This is a genomic window from Aquimarina callyspongiae (genome assembly GCF_034322225.1).
In the GTDB taxonomy this organism is placed as follows: Bacteria; Bacteroidota; Bacteroidia; order Flavobacteriales; family Flavobacteriaceae; genus Aquimarina.
In genome coordinates this window covers 1-18298 of sequence record NZ_JAXLPA010000012.1, presented here as the reverse complement: position 1 = coordinate 18298, position 18298 = coordinate 1, and the positions used below count along the sequence as shown (strand labels likewise).

General features: G+C 30.3%; 22 protein-coding genes. 15 read left to right on the top strand and 7 right to left on the bottom strand.

What is annotated here, in order from left to right:
• Positions 1-174: 174 nt before the first annotated feature.
• Positions 175-1218: a hypothetical protein gene (locus tag U0D62_RS25380; protein ID WP_322290171.1), complete on the top strand. Its 1044-nt coding sequence runs from the start codon at positions 175-177 to the stop codon at positions 1216-1218.
• Between the two features lie 38 nt (positions 1219-1256).
• Complete coding sequence (locus tag U0D62_RS25375) at positions 1257-1778, top strand: hypothetical protein (RefSeq protein WP_322290170.1); 522 nt, start codon at positions 1257-1259, stop codon at positions 1776-1778.
• A 1-nt stretch (position 1779) separates the two neighbouring features.
• Here the strand turns inward: U0D62_RS25375 and U0D62_RS25370 are convergent, their stop codons facing one another.
• A complete protein-coding gene (locus tag U0D62_RS25370) occupies positions 1780-2328 on the bottom strand; it encodes a DNA mismatch repair protein MutS (protein WP_322290169.1) in 549 nt (182 codons plus the stop codon).
• Positions 2329-2330: 2 nt separating this feature from the next.
• Positions 2331-2552, bottom strand: coding sequence for a hypothetical protein (locus U0D62_RS25365; RefSeq protein ID WP_322290168.1), 222 nt, complete (start codon positions 2550-2552; stop codon positions 2331-2333).
• Between the two features lie 100 nt (positions 2553-2652).
• Between U0D62_RS25365 and U0D62_RS25360 the strand changes: the two genes are divergently transcribed.
• The 5 genes from U0D62_RS25360 to U0D62_RS25345 are packed head-to-tail and all read left to right on the top strand — an operon-like array spanning position 2653 to position 4268.
• Positions 2653-2922, top strand: a complete 270-nt coding sequence (locus tag U0D62_RS25360) for a DUF2752 domain-containing protein (protein ID WP_322290186.1) — start codon at positions 2653-2655, stop codon at positions 2920-2922.
• Between the two features lie 15 nt (positions 2923-2937).
• The gene (locus U0D62_RS25355) at positions 2938-3216 is read left to right on the top strand and encodes a CD225/dispanin family protein (RefSeq protein WP_322290167.1); all 279 of its coding nucleotides are present in this window, start codon (positions 2938-2940) and stop codon (positions 3214-3216) included.
• Positions 3217-3609 (top strand): DUF2752 domain-containing protein, encoded by a 393-nt coding sequence (locus U0D62_RS25555; RefSeq protein ID WP_416135560.1) that lies wholly within the window; start codon positions 3217-3219, stop codon positions 3607-3609. It begins immediately after the preceding gene.
• A gap of 50 nt (positions 3610-3659) precedes the next feature.
• The gene (locus U0D62_RS25350) at positions 3660-3950 is read left to right on the top strand and encodes a DUF2752 domain-containing protein (RefSeq protein WP_322290166.1); all 291 of its coding nucleotides are present in this window, start codon (positions 3660-3662) and stop codon (positions 3948-3950) included.
• A 9-nt stretch (positions 3951-3959) separates the two neighbouring features.
• Positions 3960-4268, top strand: a complete 309-nt coding sequence (locus tag U0D62_RS25345; protein ID WP_322290165.1) for a CCC motif membrane protein — start codon at positions 3960-3962, stop codon at positions 4266-4268.
• Between the two features lie 79 nt (positions 4269-4347).
• On the opposite strand, the gene rocD is transcribed toward U0D62_RS25345, so the two are convergent.
• From rocD to U0D62_RS25330, 3 genes are all read right to left on the bottom strand, one after another.
• On the bottom strand, positions 4348-5592 hold the full coding sequence (gene rocD / locus U0D62_RS25340; RefSeq protein WP_322290164.1) for an ornithine--oxo-acid transaminase: 1245 nt from the start codon (positions 5590-5592) through the stop codon (positions 4348-4350).
• Positions 5593-5776: 184 nt separating this feature from the next.
• Positions 5777-6163: a DUF6768 family protein gene (locus U0D62_RS25335; protein WP_322290163.1), complete on the bottom strand. Its 387-nt coding sequence runs from the start codon at positions 6161-6163 to the stop codon at positions 5777-5779.
• Positions 6153-6713, bottom strand: coding sequence for an RNA polymerase sigma factor (locus tag U0D62_RS25330; RefSeq protein ID WP_322290162.1), 561 nt, complete (start codon positions 6711-6713; stop codon positions 6153-6155). Before U0D62_RS25330 ends, U0D62_RS25335 begins: the two co-directional genes overlap by 11 nt.
• 116 nt (positions 6714-6829) lie before the next feature.
• On the opposite strand from U0D62_RS25330, the gene rlmD reads away from it, so the two are divergent.
• The 3 genes from rlmD to U0D62_RS25315 are packed head-to-tail and all read left to right on the top strand — an operon-like array spanning position 6830 to position 9428.
• Positions 6830-8239, top strand: coding sequence for a 23S rRNA (uracil(1939)-C(5))-methyltransferase RlmD (gene rlmD / locus U0D62_RS25325; RefSeq protein WP_322290161.1), 1410 nt, complete (start codon positions 6830-6832; stop codon positions 8237-8239).
• A gap of 3 nt (positions 8240-8242) precedes the next feature.
• Positions 8243-8755, top strand: coding sequence for a DUF6452 family protein (locus U0D62_RS25320; protein ID WP_322290160.1), 513 nt, complete (start codon positions 8243-8245; stop codon positions 8753-8755).
• Entirely contained in the window at positions 8721-9428 is a 708-nt protein-coding gene (locus U0D62_RS25315; RefSeq protein WP_322290159.1) for a DUF6048 family protein, read from the top strand. The genes U0D62_RS25320 and U0D62_RS25315 overlap by 35 nt, the downstream gene beginning before the upstream one ends.
• Positions 9429-9430: 2 nt before the next feature.
• On the opposite strand, the gene U0D62_RS25310 is transcribed toward U0D62_RS25315, so the two are convergent.
• On the bottom strand, positions 9431-10570 hold the full coding sequence (locus tag U0D62_RS25310; protein WP_322290185.1) for a THUMP domain-containing class I SAM-dependent RNA methyltransferase: 1140 nt from the start codon (positions 10568-10570) through the stop codon (positions 9431-9433).
• Between the two features lie 71 nt (positions 10571-10641).
• On the opposite strand from U0D62_RS25310, the gene U0D62_RS25305 reads away from it, so the two are divergent.
• The 5 genes from U0D62_RS25305 (at position 10642) to U0D62_RS25285 (ending at position 17572) form a co-directional block, all read left to right on the top strand.
• The gene (locus U0D62_RS25305; RefSeq protein ID WP_322290158.1) at positions 10642-11373 is read left to right on the top strand and encodes an SAM-dependent methyltransferase; all 732 of its coding nucleotides are present in this window, start codon (positions 10642-10644) and stop codon (positions 11371-11373) included.
• On the top strand, positions 11373-12050 hold the full coding sequence (locus U0D62_RS25300; RefSeq protein WP_322290157.1) for a ZIP family metal transporter: 678 nt from the start codon (positions 11373-11375) through the stop codon (positions 12048-12050). Before U0D62_RS25305 ends, U0D62_RS25300 begins: the two co-directional genes overlap by 1 nt.
• 1 nt (position 12051) lies before the next feature.
• Positions 12052-12480, top strand: a complete 429-nt coding sequence (locus U0D62_RS25295; RefSeq protein WP_322290156.1) for a DUF4268 domain-containing protein — start codon at positions 12052-12054, stop codon at positions 12478-12480.
• A 374-nt stretch (positions 12481-12854) separates the two neighbouring features.
• The gene (locus U0D62_RS25290) at positions 12855-15071 is read left to right on the top strand and encodes an ATP-binding protein (RefSeq protein WP_322290155.1); all 2217 of its coding nucleotides are present in this window, start codon (positions 12855-12857) and stop codon (positions 15069-15071) included.
• Positions 15072-15361: 290 nt separating this feature from the next.
• Positions 15362-17572 (top strand): ATP-binding protein, encoded by a 2211-nt coding sequence (locus U0D62_RS25285; RefSeq protein ID WP_322290154.1) that lies wholly within the window; start codon positions 15362-15364, stop codon positions 17570-17572.
• 16 nt (positions 17573-17588) lie between these two features.
• Here the strand turns inward: U0D62_RS25285 and trhA are convergent, their stop codons facing one another.
• Positions 17589-18215 (bottom strand): PAQR family membrane homeostasis protein TrhA, encoded by a 627-nt coding sequence (gene trhA / locus U0D62_RS25280; RefSeq protein WP_322290153.1) that lies wholly within the window; start codon positions 18213-18215, stop codon positions 17589-17591.
• Positions 18216-18298 lie beyond the last annotated feature (83 nt).

Below are 18298 nucleotides of genomic sequence, written 5' to 3'. Positions count from 1 at the left end.
CAAATAAAATTATTTTCCTTATTGATCGTTAGAATCTTTCAATTGCTTTACTTTTGCCGTTACAAAATGTCAAAAAAGAACATATACTTGGAACTTTTATACATTTTGATCGTCTTTTACGAAAGACTTGATTACAACTCTATGTTGTATATAGAAAATATAAATCTTGAATTTGTGAAAAAACTTTTATTTATATCGCTATTTACCTTGTTTTTAACTTCTTGCGATGATGGAGATATTATTGTAACCAGTTTTGAATTTGATGATGCCAGTCTCGAACTTTGTGAAGGATCACAGACCAATGAATTTGTATTTTTCAAAATCAATACAACTGTAAACGAAGCTATTTCTTATAATTTTATTGATGATACTTTTTCTGATATTCAGGAAACTTCAGATCCTATAAATATAACCTTAGACGGGACAACAAATGCCTTAGTTTATAGACAATTTAATAATTCAATTACCGCTGATTACTATTGTAGTAATATCCCACCAAGTTCAATTATTGTGACTCAAGAACTTATTAGTTCTGAAGGTATTGCAACGATTACCGTAGAAATTACAGAAGAAGATGATAATGATGGGGTTATTTCCTTAAACCAAGATACCACAATAACGCTGGAAGATGAAGATCTTAATGATGACGGGAATTTGGAAAACGATGATACTGATGCTGATGGTATTCCTAACTACAAAGATCAGGATGATGACAATGACAATATATTAACGAGTGTAGAGCTTCCTAATAGTGATCCTAATGATTCTTCATTTCTGGATACCGATGGAGATGGAATCCCTAATTATCGTGATGCAGATGATGATAATGATGGAATACTAACGATAAATGAGGATTTAGACAATAATGGCAACCCAAGAGATGATGATTATGATGGTGATGGAATTCCAAATTATCTAGATCCAGATGATGATGATGATGGTATCAATACAATTGATGAGGACACCAATGGTGATGATAACCCTCAAAATGATGATGATGATAATGATGGTATCTTTAATTATCTGGATACAGATTCCGCAAGTGATCAAATTATTGGAGTTTTAGATATAACTCCTAGCTTAGACAATACAGTTCAAACCACTTTTAGGACTTCAGTTAGAATTGACAATATTATGTTTCCTGATAACGGAGATAATTTTATGGAGGATAATTTTTCATTTGGCTTTAAGGACAGAACAATCTCAATCACTAATTAAACAATTAAATATTTAGCAATATTTAGATACGTATTATTATGAACAAAATTTGGAGCTATATACTAATCTCTTTTTTCATTATTAGCTGTAGCGAAGGGGATTTAATTGAAGACAACACTAATTTTACCGCTGATCTGGAAAACTGTTTTAACGGAAATGATTTTGTTTTTTATATAGTTGATACTGATATTCATCAAGCTTTTTCTTTAAACTTTACTAGTACTTCTTTTTCTCTAGATACTGCTGATCCCGAAACTCCTGTAACAATTACTTTAAACAGTACTTCTAACCTTTTAATTTATCGCCAGTTTAATAGCGCAATTGATGGAGCTTCTTATTTTTGTTCTAGCATTCCTCCTAGTGATATTATGGTTACTCAGGAATTAATCAGTGAAAGTGGAACTGCAGAAATAAGTTATACTCTTAAAGAAACCCTTCCTACTGAAACGGTTTACACTCGTACTATTGTATTAAACAATATTACATTAGAAGGAAATGGGATTGCACTTAGAAAAGAATTTTTCTTACTTGGATCTGATGAAGTAACAGTTCCTAATTAAGTTATTTAGGGTTTTGTATAACATAAACCTCCATTGCTCCTAATCCATATTTTTTATAATCTCCATCTGAGATTCTTACATTATCATACCGTCCAAAAAGATACTTTAATTCTTCTTTTAATACGCCTTGTCCTACACCGTGAATAAATACTATTTTAGGAATACGCTTATGAATAGCAAAATCTAATTGTCTTTGTGCTGTATCTAATTGCAAAGTAACTATATCATGATTAGACATTCCTTTAGTAGATTTTACTAACTTATTAATATGCAGATCTACCTCCATTGGTGGTAAATGACGTTCTTTTGGTTTAGGAGTTGATCTTTTAGGCTTCTTCTTGAAAATCTCTTTTTCTTGTAAATTTTTATTTACTTCTTCATAAGAAGGGATAATCATTTCATCAGAGCTAATTTTGACTACTTCTCGAAGAAAAAATGTCATATCAAATCCATCTTCTGTCTCGATTGTTATTTCTTCACCCGTGAGAGCAATCACTTTTCCCGTTATCGGTTCATCTAATACTGAAACTATATCACCTATCTTTATCATAACTACTCTTCTTCTTCCTTGATATGAGAATTATTAACATTTGTAGTGTCATGTCTGGATGACAACCCTGAATTAATCATAAACAAGCCTATCATTAAACAAACCACTCCGACACTTTGCATGTAATAATTCTTTTTTGCTGTAGCAATTTCTGTAATAAGCGCAACTGCTCCTGCAATAATTAGTATTATACTAATGGCCTTTTTTACTTTTTTGTAATTCATGCTGCAAAAGTATTAAATATTAGTTTTTTCAGTTGATGATACATAACATAATTATGTATATTGCATGCGCTAATTATAAAAAAAACCTTTGGAAAATTATATGCTTCCTTGTCTAAACAAAAAACTCTTTGGAGTTGACTGCTTAGGATGTGGCATGCAAAGGTCTATTGTTTTATTGCTAAAAGGAGATTTTATAGGTGCTTTTCATATGTATCCTGCTATATATCCGTTAATATTTCTTCTTTTATTCTTAGGATTCAATTTTTTTGTTAAATTTAAAAACGATTGGCTCATTAAGTTGAGCCTTATTATTATAAGCGCACTTACAATAATTGTAAGTTATTTAATTAAAATGAAAATTATTTTTTAACTAATTGTAAATTTTATGGAAACTAATCAACCGAGACCCAAGAACTACCTAGTAGAATCTATTTTAGCAACTCTTTTTTGTTGTTTACCTTTAGGGATAGTAGCAATTATACATGCTTCTAAAGTAAACTCTGCATATGATTCTGGAAATCATGAAGAAGCTCAAAGAGCTTCTGATGATGCAAAAAAATGGATGAAATATGCTGTAATTTCAGGAATAGTTGTTACGGTCTTATACTTAATATTAGTGTTCGGATTAGGAATTGGTGGAGCGATGTTAAATGGTGGATACTAAATGAAAATTAAATATTTTCTTATAGGGGCAGGAGTATTAATACTTTTGTCCCTATATTATTTTTATAACCCTAATGGTGTTAATTTCTTTCCTAAGTGCCCTTTTCATAGTCTTACTGGATTACATTGCCCTGGATGTGGTAGTCAACGAGCACTACACCAATTATTGCATTTTAACTTCATAAAAACTCTAGATTATAATGCCCTTTATATATTAGGTATAGCAACGATAATCTACAATCTATCAATAAAAACCGCTAATAAATATTTTAAAAAAGAGTATTACAATTATTTATATCATCCCAAAACGCCTCTCTTTATTGGAATCATTATAATCGTTTTTTGGATTTTAAGGAACATTGATATATATCCCTTTAATATATTAGCACCTTAAAAATAGATTATATCTTAAATCAAACTATATGATTCAAAAATGATATTCTTATGGGCGAGATAATTTCTTTTCTTGAGACTCATTTATTGCAATGTCCCACAAAAAAACTAATAGGTATTGATTGTTTAGGTTGTGGAATGCAAAGGAGTTTTGTTTTACTGCTTAAAGGCCAAGTATCAGCTTCTTTTATTATGTATCCTGCATTGATCCCAATGCTATTTATGCTACTGTTTTTATTAGCTCATATTATTTTTGAGTTTAAAAAAGGAGCTACCATACTCAAATACTTTTATATTTTGAACATTATACTTATTATTACAAATTATATTATTAAAATCTAATAAATCTATATGGAAACTAAACAACAATTACCTAATTCTACTTTAGTACTAATATTTGGTATTGCCTCTATAATTACATGTTTTTGTTATGGAATACTGGGGTTAATCTTTGGTATTATAGCGTTAGTGATTGCAAAAAAATCAAAAGAATTATATGAAGCAAATCCAGAATTATATACTGGATATGAAAACTTAAAAGCTGGAAGAATTTGCGCTTTAATTGGTACTATTTTAAGTTCAATATACCTTCTTTTAATTGCAGCTTATTTGATTTTTATGGGTTCTATGCTACCTTGGGGAGAACTTCTTAATCAATAAAACACAATAATTTTTAACATAAAAAAAAGGTTGTCTAAATTTAGACAACCTTTTTTTATTGAGATATTAAAATGAATTCTTATTTCTCGAACTCTTTTAATGTTTTTGTTATGATATCCACACAATCCAATAGTTGTTCTCTATTCATTACTAATGGTGGTGCAAAACGAATAATATTACCGTGAGTCGGTTTTGCTAATAATCCATTTTCTTTAAGAGCTACACAAATATTCCAGGCAGTTTCACTTTCTTCATCATCATTAATAACAATAGCATTCAATAAGCCTTTTCCTCTTACTAGATTAGCAATATTTGAATCCTTTATATATTTATCTAATTCTGATCTAAAAAGTTGTCCAAGCTCATCAGCATTCTCTGCGAGCTTTTCTTCACTAACCACTTCTAATGCAGCTATTGCAACGGCTGCAGCTACTGGATTTCCTCCAAAAGTACTTCCGTGATTACCTGGTTTTATAACTTCCATTATTGGATCGTTAGCCAAAACTCCAGAAACAGGATATGCTCCTCCACTTAATGCTTTTCCAAGAATTAAAATATCCGGAGTTACATTTTCATGATTTACTGCAAGTAATTTTCCTGTTCGAGCAATCCCTGTTTGTACTTCATCAGCGATAAATAATACATTGTGTTTTTCACAAAGCGCTTTGGCTTTTGCCAAATATCCTTCTGAAGGAACATAAACTCCTGCTTCACCCTGAATAGGCTCTACCAAGAATCCTGCTACGTTTTTATTATTTTCTATTGCTTCTTCTAATGCTGCAAGATTATCATATTCGATTTTTATAAACCCTGCTGTATAAGGTCCAAAATTCTTTCTAGCTACAGGATCATTAGAAAAAGAAATGATCGTTGTAGTTCTTCCATGAAAATTATTTTCACAAACGATAATTTGTGCTTCATTTTCAGGGATTCCTTTTTTCTCATATGACCATTTTCTACAAAGTTTTAAAGCAGTCTCTACTGCCTCAGCACCTGTATTCATAGGTAATAACTTATCAAAACCAAAATACTCTGTAGCAAACTTCTCATATTCACCTAACCTGTCATTATAAAATGCTCTTGAAGTAAGGGTTAATGTTTGTGCTTGATCTACCATTGCTCCAACAATTTTGGGATGACAATGCCCTTGGTTAACTGCTGAGTAAGCACTTAAAAAATCATAGTACTTTTTCCCTTCTACATCCCACACATATACACCTTCTCCTTTACTAAGAACAACCGGTAACGGATGGTAATTATGGGCTCCATACTTATTCTCTAAATCAATTGAATGTTGCGATGACTTTTTTTCTAAAATTGCCATTGTAAACGTATTAAAATAAAACTTTTCGATTCCTACTTTGTCATAAAGTACAGGAGAGAAATCATCCTATATGAAGTTGGGTGCAAAATACTAAATCTTTATCGAATTATTAATTATAAACGTTACAATAGCATAAAATTTTTAGTTTTTATAAAAAGAAAGCATCAATATTACTATAACACTATTAGGAAGGAAGTTTACCTGCAATAGACGAAATTTGTAATTCTAATCTTTTAATCTCTCTTAACAAAGCATTTTTATCCATCTGCATCCAGGCAAATATTTTAAGCATTGTTACAAATAACATACACGTAAATCCAGCCGCAGCCCATTTGATAAGATCATTGGTAGTATCTGCTTTCAAAAACTCAATAAGACAAAACACAAATAAAACTGCCGCTATAAGAGTAACAATATTCATAATTACAATAAGCCACCTGTGTCTGGTATTAAACATCCCTCCTATCATCTCAAAGATGTTTTGCTCACCAAGTTCATCATAAAACTTAGCCTCTTCTCTGGTTAGTGTTTCTTTAATTAATTCATCAATATCTTTCATCTCATTTTTCATAATTTCTATCTTTAATAATTAACTTTAATTTTTCTCTAGCATTAAACAATCTGGATTTTACTGTTCCAACAGATATGTTTAGAATATCACTCATTTGTTTAATACTGTATTCTTCAACATAAAAAAGGTGTAGCACCATTTGTTGATTTTTCGGCAACTCTTTAATAGAGTTTTTTAACATAATCATTAATTCGTTCTGGTCTTCATCATCCTTATCAACAGATTCTGATTTATATGTTTTTTGATATGAATCCAGGTTATGTAATTCTCTTTTGTGTTTACGTATCCAATCAATAGCACTACGATTCACGATGCTAAGTGCCCAACTCCCAAAGCTGTTCGGATCCTTTAGACTATTAATTTTTAACAATATTTTACTCCAGCTATCTTGTGCAATGTCCTTTGATACCTCTACATCATTTACATACCAATATGCTTGCCTACATAATTTTGTATGCCATCTCTTAACAAGAAGTGCTACAGCTCTCTTATTCCCAGATTGGCATTGCAAAATCAATAATGAATCAAATATCTTATGCGTTTTGGACATATGTTTCTTTATACTATAGACGTATAACTATTAAATAGGTTCACTTTTTTTATTTCTTTTTATAAGATATATTGAATATTTCATAAGTATATGCTATCTATTCTTATTTTTGCGCTATGGCGAGAAAAAAAAGAAGACAAGTCTTTGATGATATCGAAGTTATCGATGCAGGTGCAAAAGGAAAAAGTATTGCCAAAGCTCCTGATGGAAAAGTAATATTTATAAATAATGCTGTTCCAGGAGATGTTGCAACAATACAAACCACCAAGAAACGAAAAGCTTATTATGAAGGATCTGCTATTGCTTTTAGTAAGAAGTCAGATAAACGTGTAGAACCAGTTTGTAAACATTTTGGTACTTGTGGAGGTTGTAAATGGCAGTTTATGGGTTATGAACACCAATTGCATTATAAGCAACAAGAAGTGGTAAATAATCTGGAACGTTTAGGCAAAATAGAGCTACCACAAGTAACTCCAATTCTTGGATCCAAAGAACAATTCTTTTATAGAAATAAAATGGAATTTTCTTTTAGTGATAGTCGATGGCTAACCTTAGAAGAAATCCAAAGTGATACCGAAATTGAGAATAGAAATGCATTAGGATTTCATATTCCGGGAATGTGGGATAAAATTTTGGACATTGACACCTGTCATCTGCAAGAAGATCCTAGTAATGCAATAAGAAATAAGGTAAAATCTTTTGCTACCAAAAACAATTTACCTTTCTATAATGCTCGTAAACAAGAAGGATTACTACGTACGTTAATGATTAGAATTTCTTCTACAGGAGAAATAATGGTACTGGTACAATTCTTTTATGAAGATACTGAGAAAATAACTTTATTATTAGATTATATAGCATCAGAATTTCCAGAAGTTACTTCTCTGCAATATGTAGTTAATTCTAAAGGAAACGATACCATTTATGATCAAAAAGTGATTTGTTATCACGGAAAAGATTACATAGAAGAAGAAATGGAAGGGCTTCGTTTTAAGATCAATGCCAAATCTTTTTATCAAACCAACTCAAAACAAGCTTACGAATTATATAAGGTAACTCGTGATTTTGCTGGTTTAACAGGTAATGAGTTAGTATATGATCTATACACAGGTACAGGGACCATTGCTCAGTTTGTTGCCAAAAAAGCTCGTAAAGTAATTGGTGTAGAAGCAGTTCCTGAAGCTATTGAAGATGCCAAGGAAAATGCAAATCGTAATCAAATTGATAACACAGAGTTTTATGCTGGTGATATGAAAAAGGTATTTACAAAAGATTTCATTTCGCAACATGGGCAACCTGATATAGTTATTACCGACCCACCTAGAGATGGAATGCACGCTGATGTTGTAGCACAACTACTACGTATTTCTCCAGAAAAAATTGTTTATGTAAGTTGTAATAGTGCAACACAAGCAAGGGATCTGGCGTTATTAGATGAGAGATATAAAGTTACCAAAGTACAACCAGTAGATATGTTCCCGCAGACATATCACGTTGAAAACGTGGTTTTATTAGAAAAAAGATAATATATGAGATTACACAAAATATTATTTCTTCTTGCTTGCTTGATAATATCAGTTTTTATGATATCTAGTTGCGAACGAGACGATATTTGTGCAGAAGATACTTCTACAACACCTTTATTAATTATTAAATTCTTAGATGATCAAACTGTATCTGATATTAAAAGACCCGTTGATTTAAGAGTAAGATCTACAGATACGTCTCTTGCTTTTTTGGATGGTGTATCTCAGGATTCTATTATGATTCCTCTTAAAACAGATGCACTGATCACAGAGTTTGAATTTACTATAAATGCCAATAACGAAGATCAAACCTTGGTAAATAATGATATCTTAAGTTTTCAATATACCACAGTAGAAGACTTTGTTAGTAGTGCCTGTGGCTTTAAAGTAATTTATGAAGGTTTATCCAGAACCTTGGTCCCAGAATCAGATAACGGAAACTGGATTAAAAGAATAACGATAGAACAAGAAGACGTAATCAATGAAACAGCTGCACACGTATTTATTTTTCATTAGTATCATTTTTTCAAGCGTCATTACCGCTCAGGAAACTCAAAAAGTTAACCCTACAGATACCTTACCTCCTGCAGAGAAATATGGTTTACGTGTGGGTATCGATCTATCTCGTATTATAAGAACTGCTGTTGATGATAAATATAGTGGTTTCGAAATAGTTGGAGATTATCGATTTAACAAAAGGTTTTACATTGCCGCAGAGGTTGGTAATGAATCTTTGATTAGAGACGAAGAAAACATTAATGTTGAAGGTTCTGGAAGCTATATAAGAGCTGGTGTTGATTATAACACTTATGATAACTGGTATGGTATGCAAAATAGTATTTATGCAGGTCTTCGATATGGTTTTTCAACATTTGACCAGACACTAAACAGTTATGATGTTTTTACCAGCACTAATTATTTTCCTTCTACCTCCAGAGGACCTATAACATCAAGTGGTTTGACTGCAAGTTGGGCAGAGCTAGTACTTGGTCTTGAGGTTGAGCTTTTTAACAACCTATATTTGGGAGCAAGTGTTTCCTTAAGAAGCGTAATCAGTGAAAAGAAACCGGATCGATTTGATAATCTATACATTCCTGGTTTTGGAAGAACCAATGATTTTAGCAGTATTGGGGTTGGTTATAGTTATTCTATAAGCTACCTGATCCCTTTTTATAAGCGAAAAAAGTAATTTTAACTTTGGTATTTAGCTTTTTTACTACCTGCATAAATTTCGTATTTTACTAAGCGAGATTCTAGCTTACCATTAAATACTTTTATCTTACGAGATGGTCGCAGACCAACATATTTTAACCCTTCTAAATTAGAAGTAATAAACCAAGCATTAGTATCTGGATAGCTTTGTTTCAAAGTATCTCCAATCTGTGAATAAAAAGCTTCTACATCTAATTGAAGTCGTTCTCCATAAGGAGGATTAAAAACCATATGCAATGGTTTATCTATTTCTTTTATGCTTTCAAAAAAGTTGCCTTCCTGTATTTTTACAAAATCATTAAGATTGGCATTCTCAACGTTCTGTTTAGCTTTTTTCACTGCTGATGGCGCTTTATCCTGACCTATAATACTATACTGAAAATCTTTGGTTTTATTCAGACAAGCTTCTTCTATCTTTTCAAAAAGATCCATATCCCAATCTAACCACTTTTCAAATGCAAATTCTTTGCGATTAAGATTAGCAGGAATATTGCAAGCAATCATAGTAGCTTCTATAGCAATAGTGCCGCTTCCACACATTGGATCTAGAAAATCACACTGTCCTCTCCAGCCAGAAAGTAAAAGCAATCCTGCTGCCAAAACCTCATTGATGGGTGCTATATTGGTTATTTTACGATATCCTCTTTGGTGTAAAGATCCTCCAGAACTATCCAAAGAAACTGTACATAATGTTTCTTGTATATGAATATTAATAGTAAGGTCTGGATAATCAGTATCCACATTAGGCCGTGTTCCTGTTTCCTTTCTAAACTTATCTACAATAGCATCTTTTGCTTTTAGAGAAACAAATCGAGAATGATTAAATACAGTGGAGTTAACAGTTGCATAAATAGCAAAGGTATCATTAGGGTCTAAATAATCTTCCCATCTAATCGATTGAATAAAATCATAAAGATCCTTTTCATTATGGATTTTCTTTGAAGTAATAGGTTTCAATATCTTTAAAGCAGTTCTAAGACATAAATTTGCTTTATACATAAAACCGATATCTCCATAAAAACTAACCATTCTGTTTCCAACCTGCACCTTTTGAGCTCCCAAGTTTTTAAGCTCTGTTGCTAAAATTTCTTCAAAACCAAAAAAGGTTTTAGCTACCATTTTAAACGAATTATCCACTTCTTTATATTCTCTTATTAATAAACCGCAAAAATACATTAATTTTGCGCCCTATGCTAAAAGATTCAACAATGTGGTATGCATCCTGGTTTGATACACCATATTATCATACATTATACAAAGATAGAGATCAAGCCGAAGCTCTAGACTTTATGTCCAACCTCACTAATTATCTTGGACTCGAAACTGAAGAGAAAATATTAGATCTTGCTTGCGGTAAAGGTAGACACAGTATACATTTAAACAAATTGGGGTACAATGTAACAGGAGTAGATTTATCAAAAAACAGTATAGAATATGCCTCTCAATTCGAAAACGATACATTAAAATTTAAGGTTCATGATATGTGCCTACCATATCCAGAAAAGTTTTCGGCCGTTTTTAATTTATTTACAAGTTTTGGGTATTTTGAAAAAGAAGAAGACAATTTAAACACTATAAAATCTATTAAATCTAATCTTAGTGAACGAGGTTTAGGAGTGATCGATTTTATGAATACAGATCAGGTAATATCAAACCTGGTACCAGAAGAAACTAAAGTAGTCAATGGGATATCTTTTGATATTAAAAAATATGTCGAGAACGGTTATATTTTTAAAGAAATTAGATTTACCGATAATGATGAAAATTTCTTCTTTACTGAACGTGTAAAAGCAATTACACTGGAAGATTTTAAAGATTATTTTGAACAGGCTAACATCCATTTACTAGATGTTTTTGGCAATTATCAATTGCAAAAGTTTAATAAAAATTCTTCTCCACGATTGATTTTAATTTTTAAATAGTGTATAATTATTTACTATCCATAGCAGCGGTTTTTATAGGTACCTTAATTGTCATTCTTTTTAAACCTTCTAATCAAAAAAACCTAAAATTACTTTTAGCATTTAGTGGTGCGTTCTTATTAGCCATTACTATTTTTGATTTACTCCCTGAGATTTTTGAAGACAATCCTTTCGCTAAACGCACAGGAGCTTGGATAATGATCGGAATATTATTACAAAAAATATTAGAATATTTCTCTAAAGGAGCAGAACATGGACATATTCATTTAGATAAAGAAACGATATCTGTACCAAAATTATTATTTATCAGTTTAGGAATACATGCAATTCTTGAAGGATTTCCTATTCATCATACAGATGGTATTTTACTTGGTATTATTATACATAAAATTCCTATTGCTATGATCTTAGCGACGTTTTTAATGAATACTAAAATCTCAAAACCAATAATTGCATTGTTATTAATTGTCTTTGCTTTAATGACTCCACTAGGGACTTTTATTTCCGAAAACTTCTCTTCTATTCATAAATACTATAAGGAAATAAATGCATTGGTTATTGGTATATTTCTTCACGTATCTACAACAATACTATTTGAGAGCAATGAAGGTCATAAGTTTAATATAACTAAATTGCTTGTGATCTTGGCTGCAACAGTCATAGCATATCTATTATAATATGTTTAGTAAAGAAGAGTCAAAAAAAATACGACAAGAATTCTGGACTTCCTTCGGAAAAGAATATCCTAAAAAATGGTTGTTGTACAACACCAAAATAAAAGATGTAACCCTCAAGTTTACTTTTACAACTAAAAAAGCTCAGGTATCTATTGATGTAGAACCTGTAGATGAACTAATTAGGGCTTATTACTATGAAAAGCTAACTAGTCTAAAAAATATTCTAAAATCGGAATATTTAAATGATATTATTTTTGATGAATTCTATGAGTTAGATAATGGTAAAATTATATCCCGAGTCTTTGTAGAAATTGGTGATGTAAGTATTCATAACAGAAATACCTGGGAGAGTACCATGCTTTTTCTATCAAAAAACATGACTCAGTTAGAAGATTTTTTTATTGAATACAAAGATTTCATTGATAATTAGACCTATAAGTTTAATTAGTAGAGCTAAGCACATCACTATAAACTCTCCTTAAAACTTTTACTACACTTTTCTCCTACTTCTTTAATCCTGTGTAGTATTTGAACAAATACATTATTCTATCATTATATAGAATATCAGGCAAGTCCAAAGTAGTTTCAAAAAATACCAATTATAGGTTTACCATATTTTATTCATTAATACCAATATACATTTCATTAAGAAATATTACCTAACAAATGTAATACAAGTAATAATACACCTACATTTTTTAGCATAAAAATAGATAAAATAGTCACTTTATCATACTTTATTGTCGTTTTATCGAATATTTACTATTTTTTTAATATATTTGACCACCCCAAAACCTACATTGAATGATGAAGAATATCAAAATTCAAAAGTATTATCTATGCTTTATGTGTTTGAGTCTATTCTATTCTATTGTTAATGCCCAACAATATGAAGAAATGTCATTTTCAGAATTAGAAAATGTAATAACACATACCGAAAATCACTTAAGCTCAATAGGAAGAGCCAATGGTATAATGACAGTAGAAACAATAATAGATGTTTCTGAAAAATTTAATCTTAAACAAGAATATTATCTAAAAGGTAGCTCGTACAACTTACTAGGAAAAATTTATTTTTCGGCAAAAGATTATAAAGAAGCGCTCAAAAACTACAAAATTGCAGAGTTGTTTGTAAAAGAAATAGAAGGCTTCTCTGAATTATCAATCGATATAAATAATAATATTGCTTTAGTATACATAAATGGTTTTAACAAACCCAAAAGAGCTCTTAAAAGAATTAAACACATTTATGAGAATTCTGAAAATCTAAATGAAAACTCCAGACATATTCTGGCTTTAAATCTTGCCAACATCTATATAAATACAAAAGATTATAATAAGGCATCTAAGCTATTAGGAAAGTGTAAAGAATATTTCAGCATTAACCAGCAGTATCCTTCAAAATTAGCCACTACATACACTAGCTATGGAGAATATTATTATCATAACAGAAGATATAGCAGGGCAATAAAATATTATGAATTAGCTGCTGCCATAGCTGAAGAAAATCAACTTTTCAGACAGGCTATGACCATCTATAAAAAATATGAAGATTTATTGGTTAAAATAGGAAAAAAAGATAACGCATATACTATTCTAAAAAAATACACTAAACACCATCAAACTGCATTAGAGATAGAAAAACTAGAAGCAGATCAATATAAAAAACAGCTTATTGTAAGTGAGAAAAAAACAACGATAGAAACCCAAAAAGCTAAGCAATCTAAAACGATATCTATATTTACGATTTCCTTACTTATATTGTGCTTAATACTCTTTTGTTTCTTTATTTACAACCACAGGAAAACAAAAATTTTAGGAAAATCTCTTGCTATAAGAAACAAAGAACTTAAAATTTCTAAAGAAAAATCGGATCATCTGGCGGCAGTAAAAACAAAATTTATATCTACCGTTAGTCATGAGCTCAGAACTCCATTATATGGAGTAGTTGGTTTATCTTCTATTTTAATGGAACGTATTAAAGATGAAGAAAACCATAAATTCATTAAACTCATGAAGTTTTCTGCCGATCATCTACTCAACCTTATTAATGATGTTCTTCAGGTTTCTAAAATGGAGTCTTATGAAATTCGTTTGGACAAATCTACTTATGATATCAAAAACTTAGCTGACGATATCAAAAACTCATTTGAGTATCAGGTTGAAAAAAACGGAAATACATTACACCTTAATTTTGATCCAAACATACCTCATATGCTAATTGGGGATTCAGTAAGGTTATCTCAAATTTTCATTAATCTCATTAGTAACGCAAATAAATTTACTAAGAATGGAAATATTTGGTTGAATTTCATAAATCCTGTTATTAATGATAACTCAGTTGAAATAACTTTTGAAATAAAAGATGATGGTAGAGGAATTCCTTTGGATAAACAAGAAATAATATTTGATAAATTTTCTCAAGCTAACTCCAAGGATCATACTACCGGTACTGGTTTAGGATTACATATCGTTAAAAACTTAATTAATCTTCACGGAGGCGATATCAAAATAAAAAGTTCTCCTGGTCAAGGAGCCACATTCTATTTCACCATTTCCTTAGAGATTGATACAACCTATAAAACAAATAGTAAAGCAAAGAATGTAGAAAATAAAATCCCATTGTTAAATGCAAAAGATTATAATATTTTAATTGTTGAGGATAATAAAATAAATCAAATAGTAACACAAAACGTCCTTAAAACTAAAGGGTATTATTCTGAGATTGCAGATGATGGGCTTATTGCAACAAAAATGGCTAAAGAAAAAAGTTATGACCTTATATTAATGGATTTGAATATGCCAAATATGGGAGGTATGGAATCTACCAAAATAATTAGAGAATTTGACCCAGATGTACCTATCATTGCATTGACAGCTTCAGATACTCAAGATACCATAAAAGCAATATTAAATCCTGAATCAGGTTTTAGTGACTTTATGAGAAAGCCATATAAGAATGAAGAGTTTTTTGAAAAAATTGAGACTAATATTACTAAAACAATTTCTAAAGCTTCATAAATAACATTAATGAAGTAAAAAAGGTTTTACAACAAACAGATCATCTACTTACCAGGTTTTAAAAAACCTGTTTCAAAATAGGTTAGGCTAAAACAATTACTACCTCGATTGTGTTAATAACAAATCAAGGTTCTGGTAATCTTATAAAAAACAAACTCATAAAATTTAGCCTTAAAAAAATACAATATTAACCAATAACTAAGCCTATTATCAACTAAAAAGGTATTTTAATTTACCTTAAAATTTATTCATATATTTAATTAATCCACAACTTGGGTTGAATAGCGATAATGTTGAAACTAAGAAGATATTACATATTAACCGCATTTTTAGTTACATTATATTCGGTTACATATTCTCAACATAATTATGGAGAAATGTCGTTCCTCGAGCTGGTAAAAACTATCACCTATACCTCAGACCATTTTAACTCTATTGGAAGAGCTAGTTGTATTAAAAATCTTGAAGAGATTATTCTTGTTTCAGAAAACTTTGACATTAAGAATAAAAATCATCTAAAAGCTCACGCATATAACTCCATAGGAAAAATTCATTATGCTTTAAAAGATTATAAAAAGGCAATCAAAAGCTATACAATTGCAGAATCTTATGCTAAAAAACTGGACGGAGTTCCAAAAATATTGCTTAAAATAAATAATAATATAGCATTAGTAAATTTAAATGGATTTAACAGACCTGAAATTGCACTTGAAAAAATAAAACACATTTATGAAAACTCTGATGGTTTAAATGAAACATCGCTTCATATTTTAGGATTAAACCTTGCATCAATACATATTAAAATTGGTGAATACGACAAAGCGTTCCCTTTATTAGAAAGTGGGAAAGAATATTTTGTGAATTGTCAACCAATTCCTATAAGATTAATTTCTACGTATACTACATATGGTCAATATCATCATCACAAAAAAGAATATCAAAAAGCTATTGAATATTATGAATTAGCAGCAACTATTGCAGAAAGAAATCAATTATTCAGAAAAGCTATGGATGTTTATGAGCTGTACGAACACCTATTAGTAGAAACAAAAAATAGTGACAAAGCTTATAGTATTGTCAAGAGATATTCAAAACTTCATCGCGCGGTGCTTAAAAAAGAGCAATTGGAAACCGATCAATTTAAGGAACAACTAATTATTACCGAACATAAAAAGACGATAGAAACTCAAAAAGCTAAACAGTCTAAAACCATATCATTATTCACGCTCGGTTTACTATCGCTATCATTATTATTATTTTGCTTTTTCATCTATCATCATAAAAAAACCAAAACCTTAGGAAAATCTCTTGCAGTAAAAAATAAAGAATTAAAAATCGCCAAAGAAAAATCTGATCACCTGGCTGCAGTAAAAACAAAATTTATATCAACCGTCAGTCATGAGCTTAGAACTCCATTATATGGAGTAGTAGGTCTATCTTCTATTTTAATGGAGCGTATTAAAGATGAAGAAAATCATAAGTTTATAAAGCTTATGAAATTTTCTGCTAACCATTTATTAAACCTCATTAACGACGTATTGCAAGTTACCAAAATGGAGTCCTATGAAATCAGCCTGGATAAATCTAGTTATAATATTAAAAACTTATCCGATGATATCAAAAATTCTTTTGAATACCAAGCAGATAAAAACGGTAATACGTTACACCTTTATTTTGATAGCAATATTCCCACTAGGCTTATTGGAGATTCTGTAAGGTTATCACAAATACTTATAAATCTTATTAGTAATGCAAATAAATTTACCAAAAACGGAAACATATATCTGAACTTTATTAACCCTATTATTAATGATAGTACAGTAGAACTAACTTTTGAAGTTAAAGATGACGGAAGAGGTATCCCTCTTGATAAGCAAGAGACTATTTTTGATAAGTTTTCTCAGGCAAATTCTAAAGATTATGCTACAGGTACAGGACTAGGTCTTCATATTGTTAAAAGCCTAGTGAATCTTCATGGAGGAGATATTATATTAAAAAGTATTCCTGGGCAAGGTTCTACATTTTCTTTTACAATTACACTTGACATTGATACAAAATACACCGAGGATAATAAAACTAATAATGCTAAGGAATATTCTTCTCTTATTAATGCCAAAGATTATAATATTCTAGTTGTAGAGGATAATAAAATAAATCAAATCGTTACACAAAATGTTCTTAGATCAAGAGGTTATAATTCTGAAATTGCCAATGATGGGCTTATAGCTATCAAAATGATTAAAGAAAAAGATTACGACCTTATACTGATGGATCTTCATATGCCTAATATGGGAGGAATAGAATCTACCAAAATAATTAGAGAATTTAATTTGTATACTCCTATTATTGCCTTAACTGCATCAGATACTCAAAACACCGTAAATACAATACTTAACTCAGATTCTGGATTCAACGATTTCTTGAGAAAACCTTATAAAAACGAAGAGTTCTTTCAAAAAATAAAATCAAACATTAATAACGCCATTTCAAAAAACATCTAAATACCATATTACATCTTTAAATGATATATCTCAAAATAAAAACATAATGAAAAATACTTCCTGCTAAAACAAAAAGATGCCATATAACATGATGAAACTTCATCTTTCTTAATGCATAAAAAATGATTCCTAAAGTATATGCAGCTCCTCCTAGCATTAATAAAAGCATTCCTTTATCACCAACTTTGTCTGATAGAGAATTAATATCCAACACAATCAACCATCCCATAATCAAATAAAGCAATACCGAAAATATTTCAAATCTTCCAGTAAAAAACAATTTCAGTATTGTTCCTAAGCCTGCGATTGACCAAACTAAAAAAAATAATAGCCAACCATTACTGTTTATTAATGTAATTAATGTCACCGGACTATATGTACCAGCTATCAACAAGTAAATGCTAATATGGTCAAAAGCCCTAAACTTTCTTTTCAGTATAGGATTAGAAGAATAATGATATGCTGTTGAGGCAAAATACAATGCAAATAATGAAACACTATATAAAATAATAGTGTGGGTACTATAGACCGTTAATTTTGTGTCATTTGCAATTAATACAAAAAACCCTATTAAGGATAGCACAATTCCTAAACCGTGAGTAAGCCAGTTCCATTTTTCTTCTATTGGAGATTGTATTGCCATATATTACAAAAATAGAAAAGGTTATAATCAATAAGAAGCATATTGATTATGGTTTTCTTTAATTTTTGGGTATAAAAAAACCC

What these genes read in the sequence shown, in the direction of transcription:
- rocD (WP_322290164.1), bottom strand. Translation starts at nt 5,592, where the DNA reads ATGGCAATTTTAGAAAAAAAGTCATCGCAACATTCAATTGATTTAGAG.
- U0D62_RS25350 (WP_322290166.1), top strand. Translation starts at nt 3,660, where the DNA reads ATGGGCGAGATAATTTCTTTTCTTGAGACTCATTTATTGCAATGTCCC.
- U0D62_RS25320 (WP_322290160.1), top strand. Translation starts at nt 8,243, where the DNA reads ATGAGATTACACAAAATATTATTTCTTCTTGCTTGCTTGATAATATCA.
- U0D62_RS25555 (WP_416135560.1), top strand. Translation starts at nt 3,217, where the DNA reads ATGAAAATTAAATATTTTCTTATAGGGGCAGGAGTATTAATACTTTTG.
- U0D62_RS25310 (WP_322290185.1), bottom strand. Translation starts at nt 10,570, where the DNA reads ATGGTAGCTAAAACCTTTTTTGGTTTTGAAGAAATTTTAGCAACAGAG.
- U0D62_RS25305 (WP_322290158.1), top strand. Translation starts at nt 10,642, where the DNA reads ATGCTAAAAGATTCAACAATGTGGTATGCATCCTGGTTTGATACACCA.
- U0D62_RS25365 (WP_322290168.1), bottom strand. Translation starts at nt 2,552, where the DNA reads ATGAATTACAAAAAAGTAAAAAAGGCCATTAGTATAATACTAATTATT.
- U0D62_RS25360 (WP_322290186.1), top strand. Translation starts at nt 2,653, where the DNA reads ATGCTTCCTTGTCTAAACAAAAAACTCTTTGGAGTTGACTGCTTAGGA.
- rlmD (WP_322290161.1), top strand. Translation starts at nt 6,830, where the DNA reads ATGGCGAGAAAAAAAAGAAGACAAGTCTTTGATGATATCGAAGTTATC.
- trhA (WP_322290153.1), bottom strand. Translation starts at nt 18,215, where the DNA reads ATGGCAATACAATCTCCAATAGAAGAAAAATGGAACTGGCTTACTCAC.
- U0D62_RS25285 (WP_322290154.1), top strand. Translation starts at nt 15,362, where the DNA reads ATGTTGAAACTAAGAAGATATTACATATTAACCGCATTTTTAGTTACA.
- U0D62_RS25345 (WP_322290165.1), top strand. Translation starts at nt 3,960, where the DNA reads ATGGAAACTAAACAACAATTACCTAATTCTACTTTAGTACTAATATTT.
- U0D62_RS25375 (WP_322290170.1), top strand. Translation starts at nt 1,257, where the DNA reads ATGAACAAAATTTGGAGCTATATACTAATCTCTTTTTTCATTATTAGC.
- U0D62_RS25295 (WP_322290156.1), top strand. Translation starts at nt 12,052, where the DNA reads ATGTTTAGTAAAGAAGAGTCAAAAAAAATACGACAAGAATTCTGGACT.
- U0D62_RS25355 (WP_322290167.1), top strand. Translation starts at nt 2,938, where the DNA reads ATGGAAACTAATCAACCGAGACCCAAGAACTACCTAGTAGAATCTATT.
- U0D62_RS25290 (WP_322290155.1), top strand. Translation starts at nt 12,855, where the DNA reads ATGATGAAGAATATCAAAATTCAAAAGTATTATCTATGCTTTATGTGT.
- U0D62_RS25330 (WP_322290162.1), bottom strand. Translation starts at nt 6,713, where the DNA reads ATGTCCAAAACGCATAAGATATTTGATTCATTATTGATTTTGCAATGC.
- U0D62_RS25315 (WP_322290159.1), top strand. Translation starts at nt 8,721, where the DNA reads ATGAAACAGCTGCACACGTATTTATTTTTCATTAGTATCATTTTTTCA.
- U0D62_RS25370 (WP_322290169.1), bottom strand. Translation starts at nt 2,328, where the DNA reads ATGATAAAGATAGGTGATATAGTTTCAGTATTAGATGAACCGATAACG.
- U0D62_RS25335 (WP_322290163.1), bottom strand. Translation starts at nt 6,163, where the DNA reads ATGAAAAATGAGATGAAAGATATTGATGAATTAATTAAAGAAACACTA.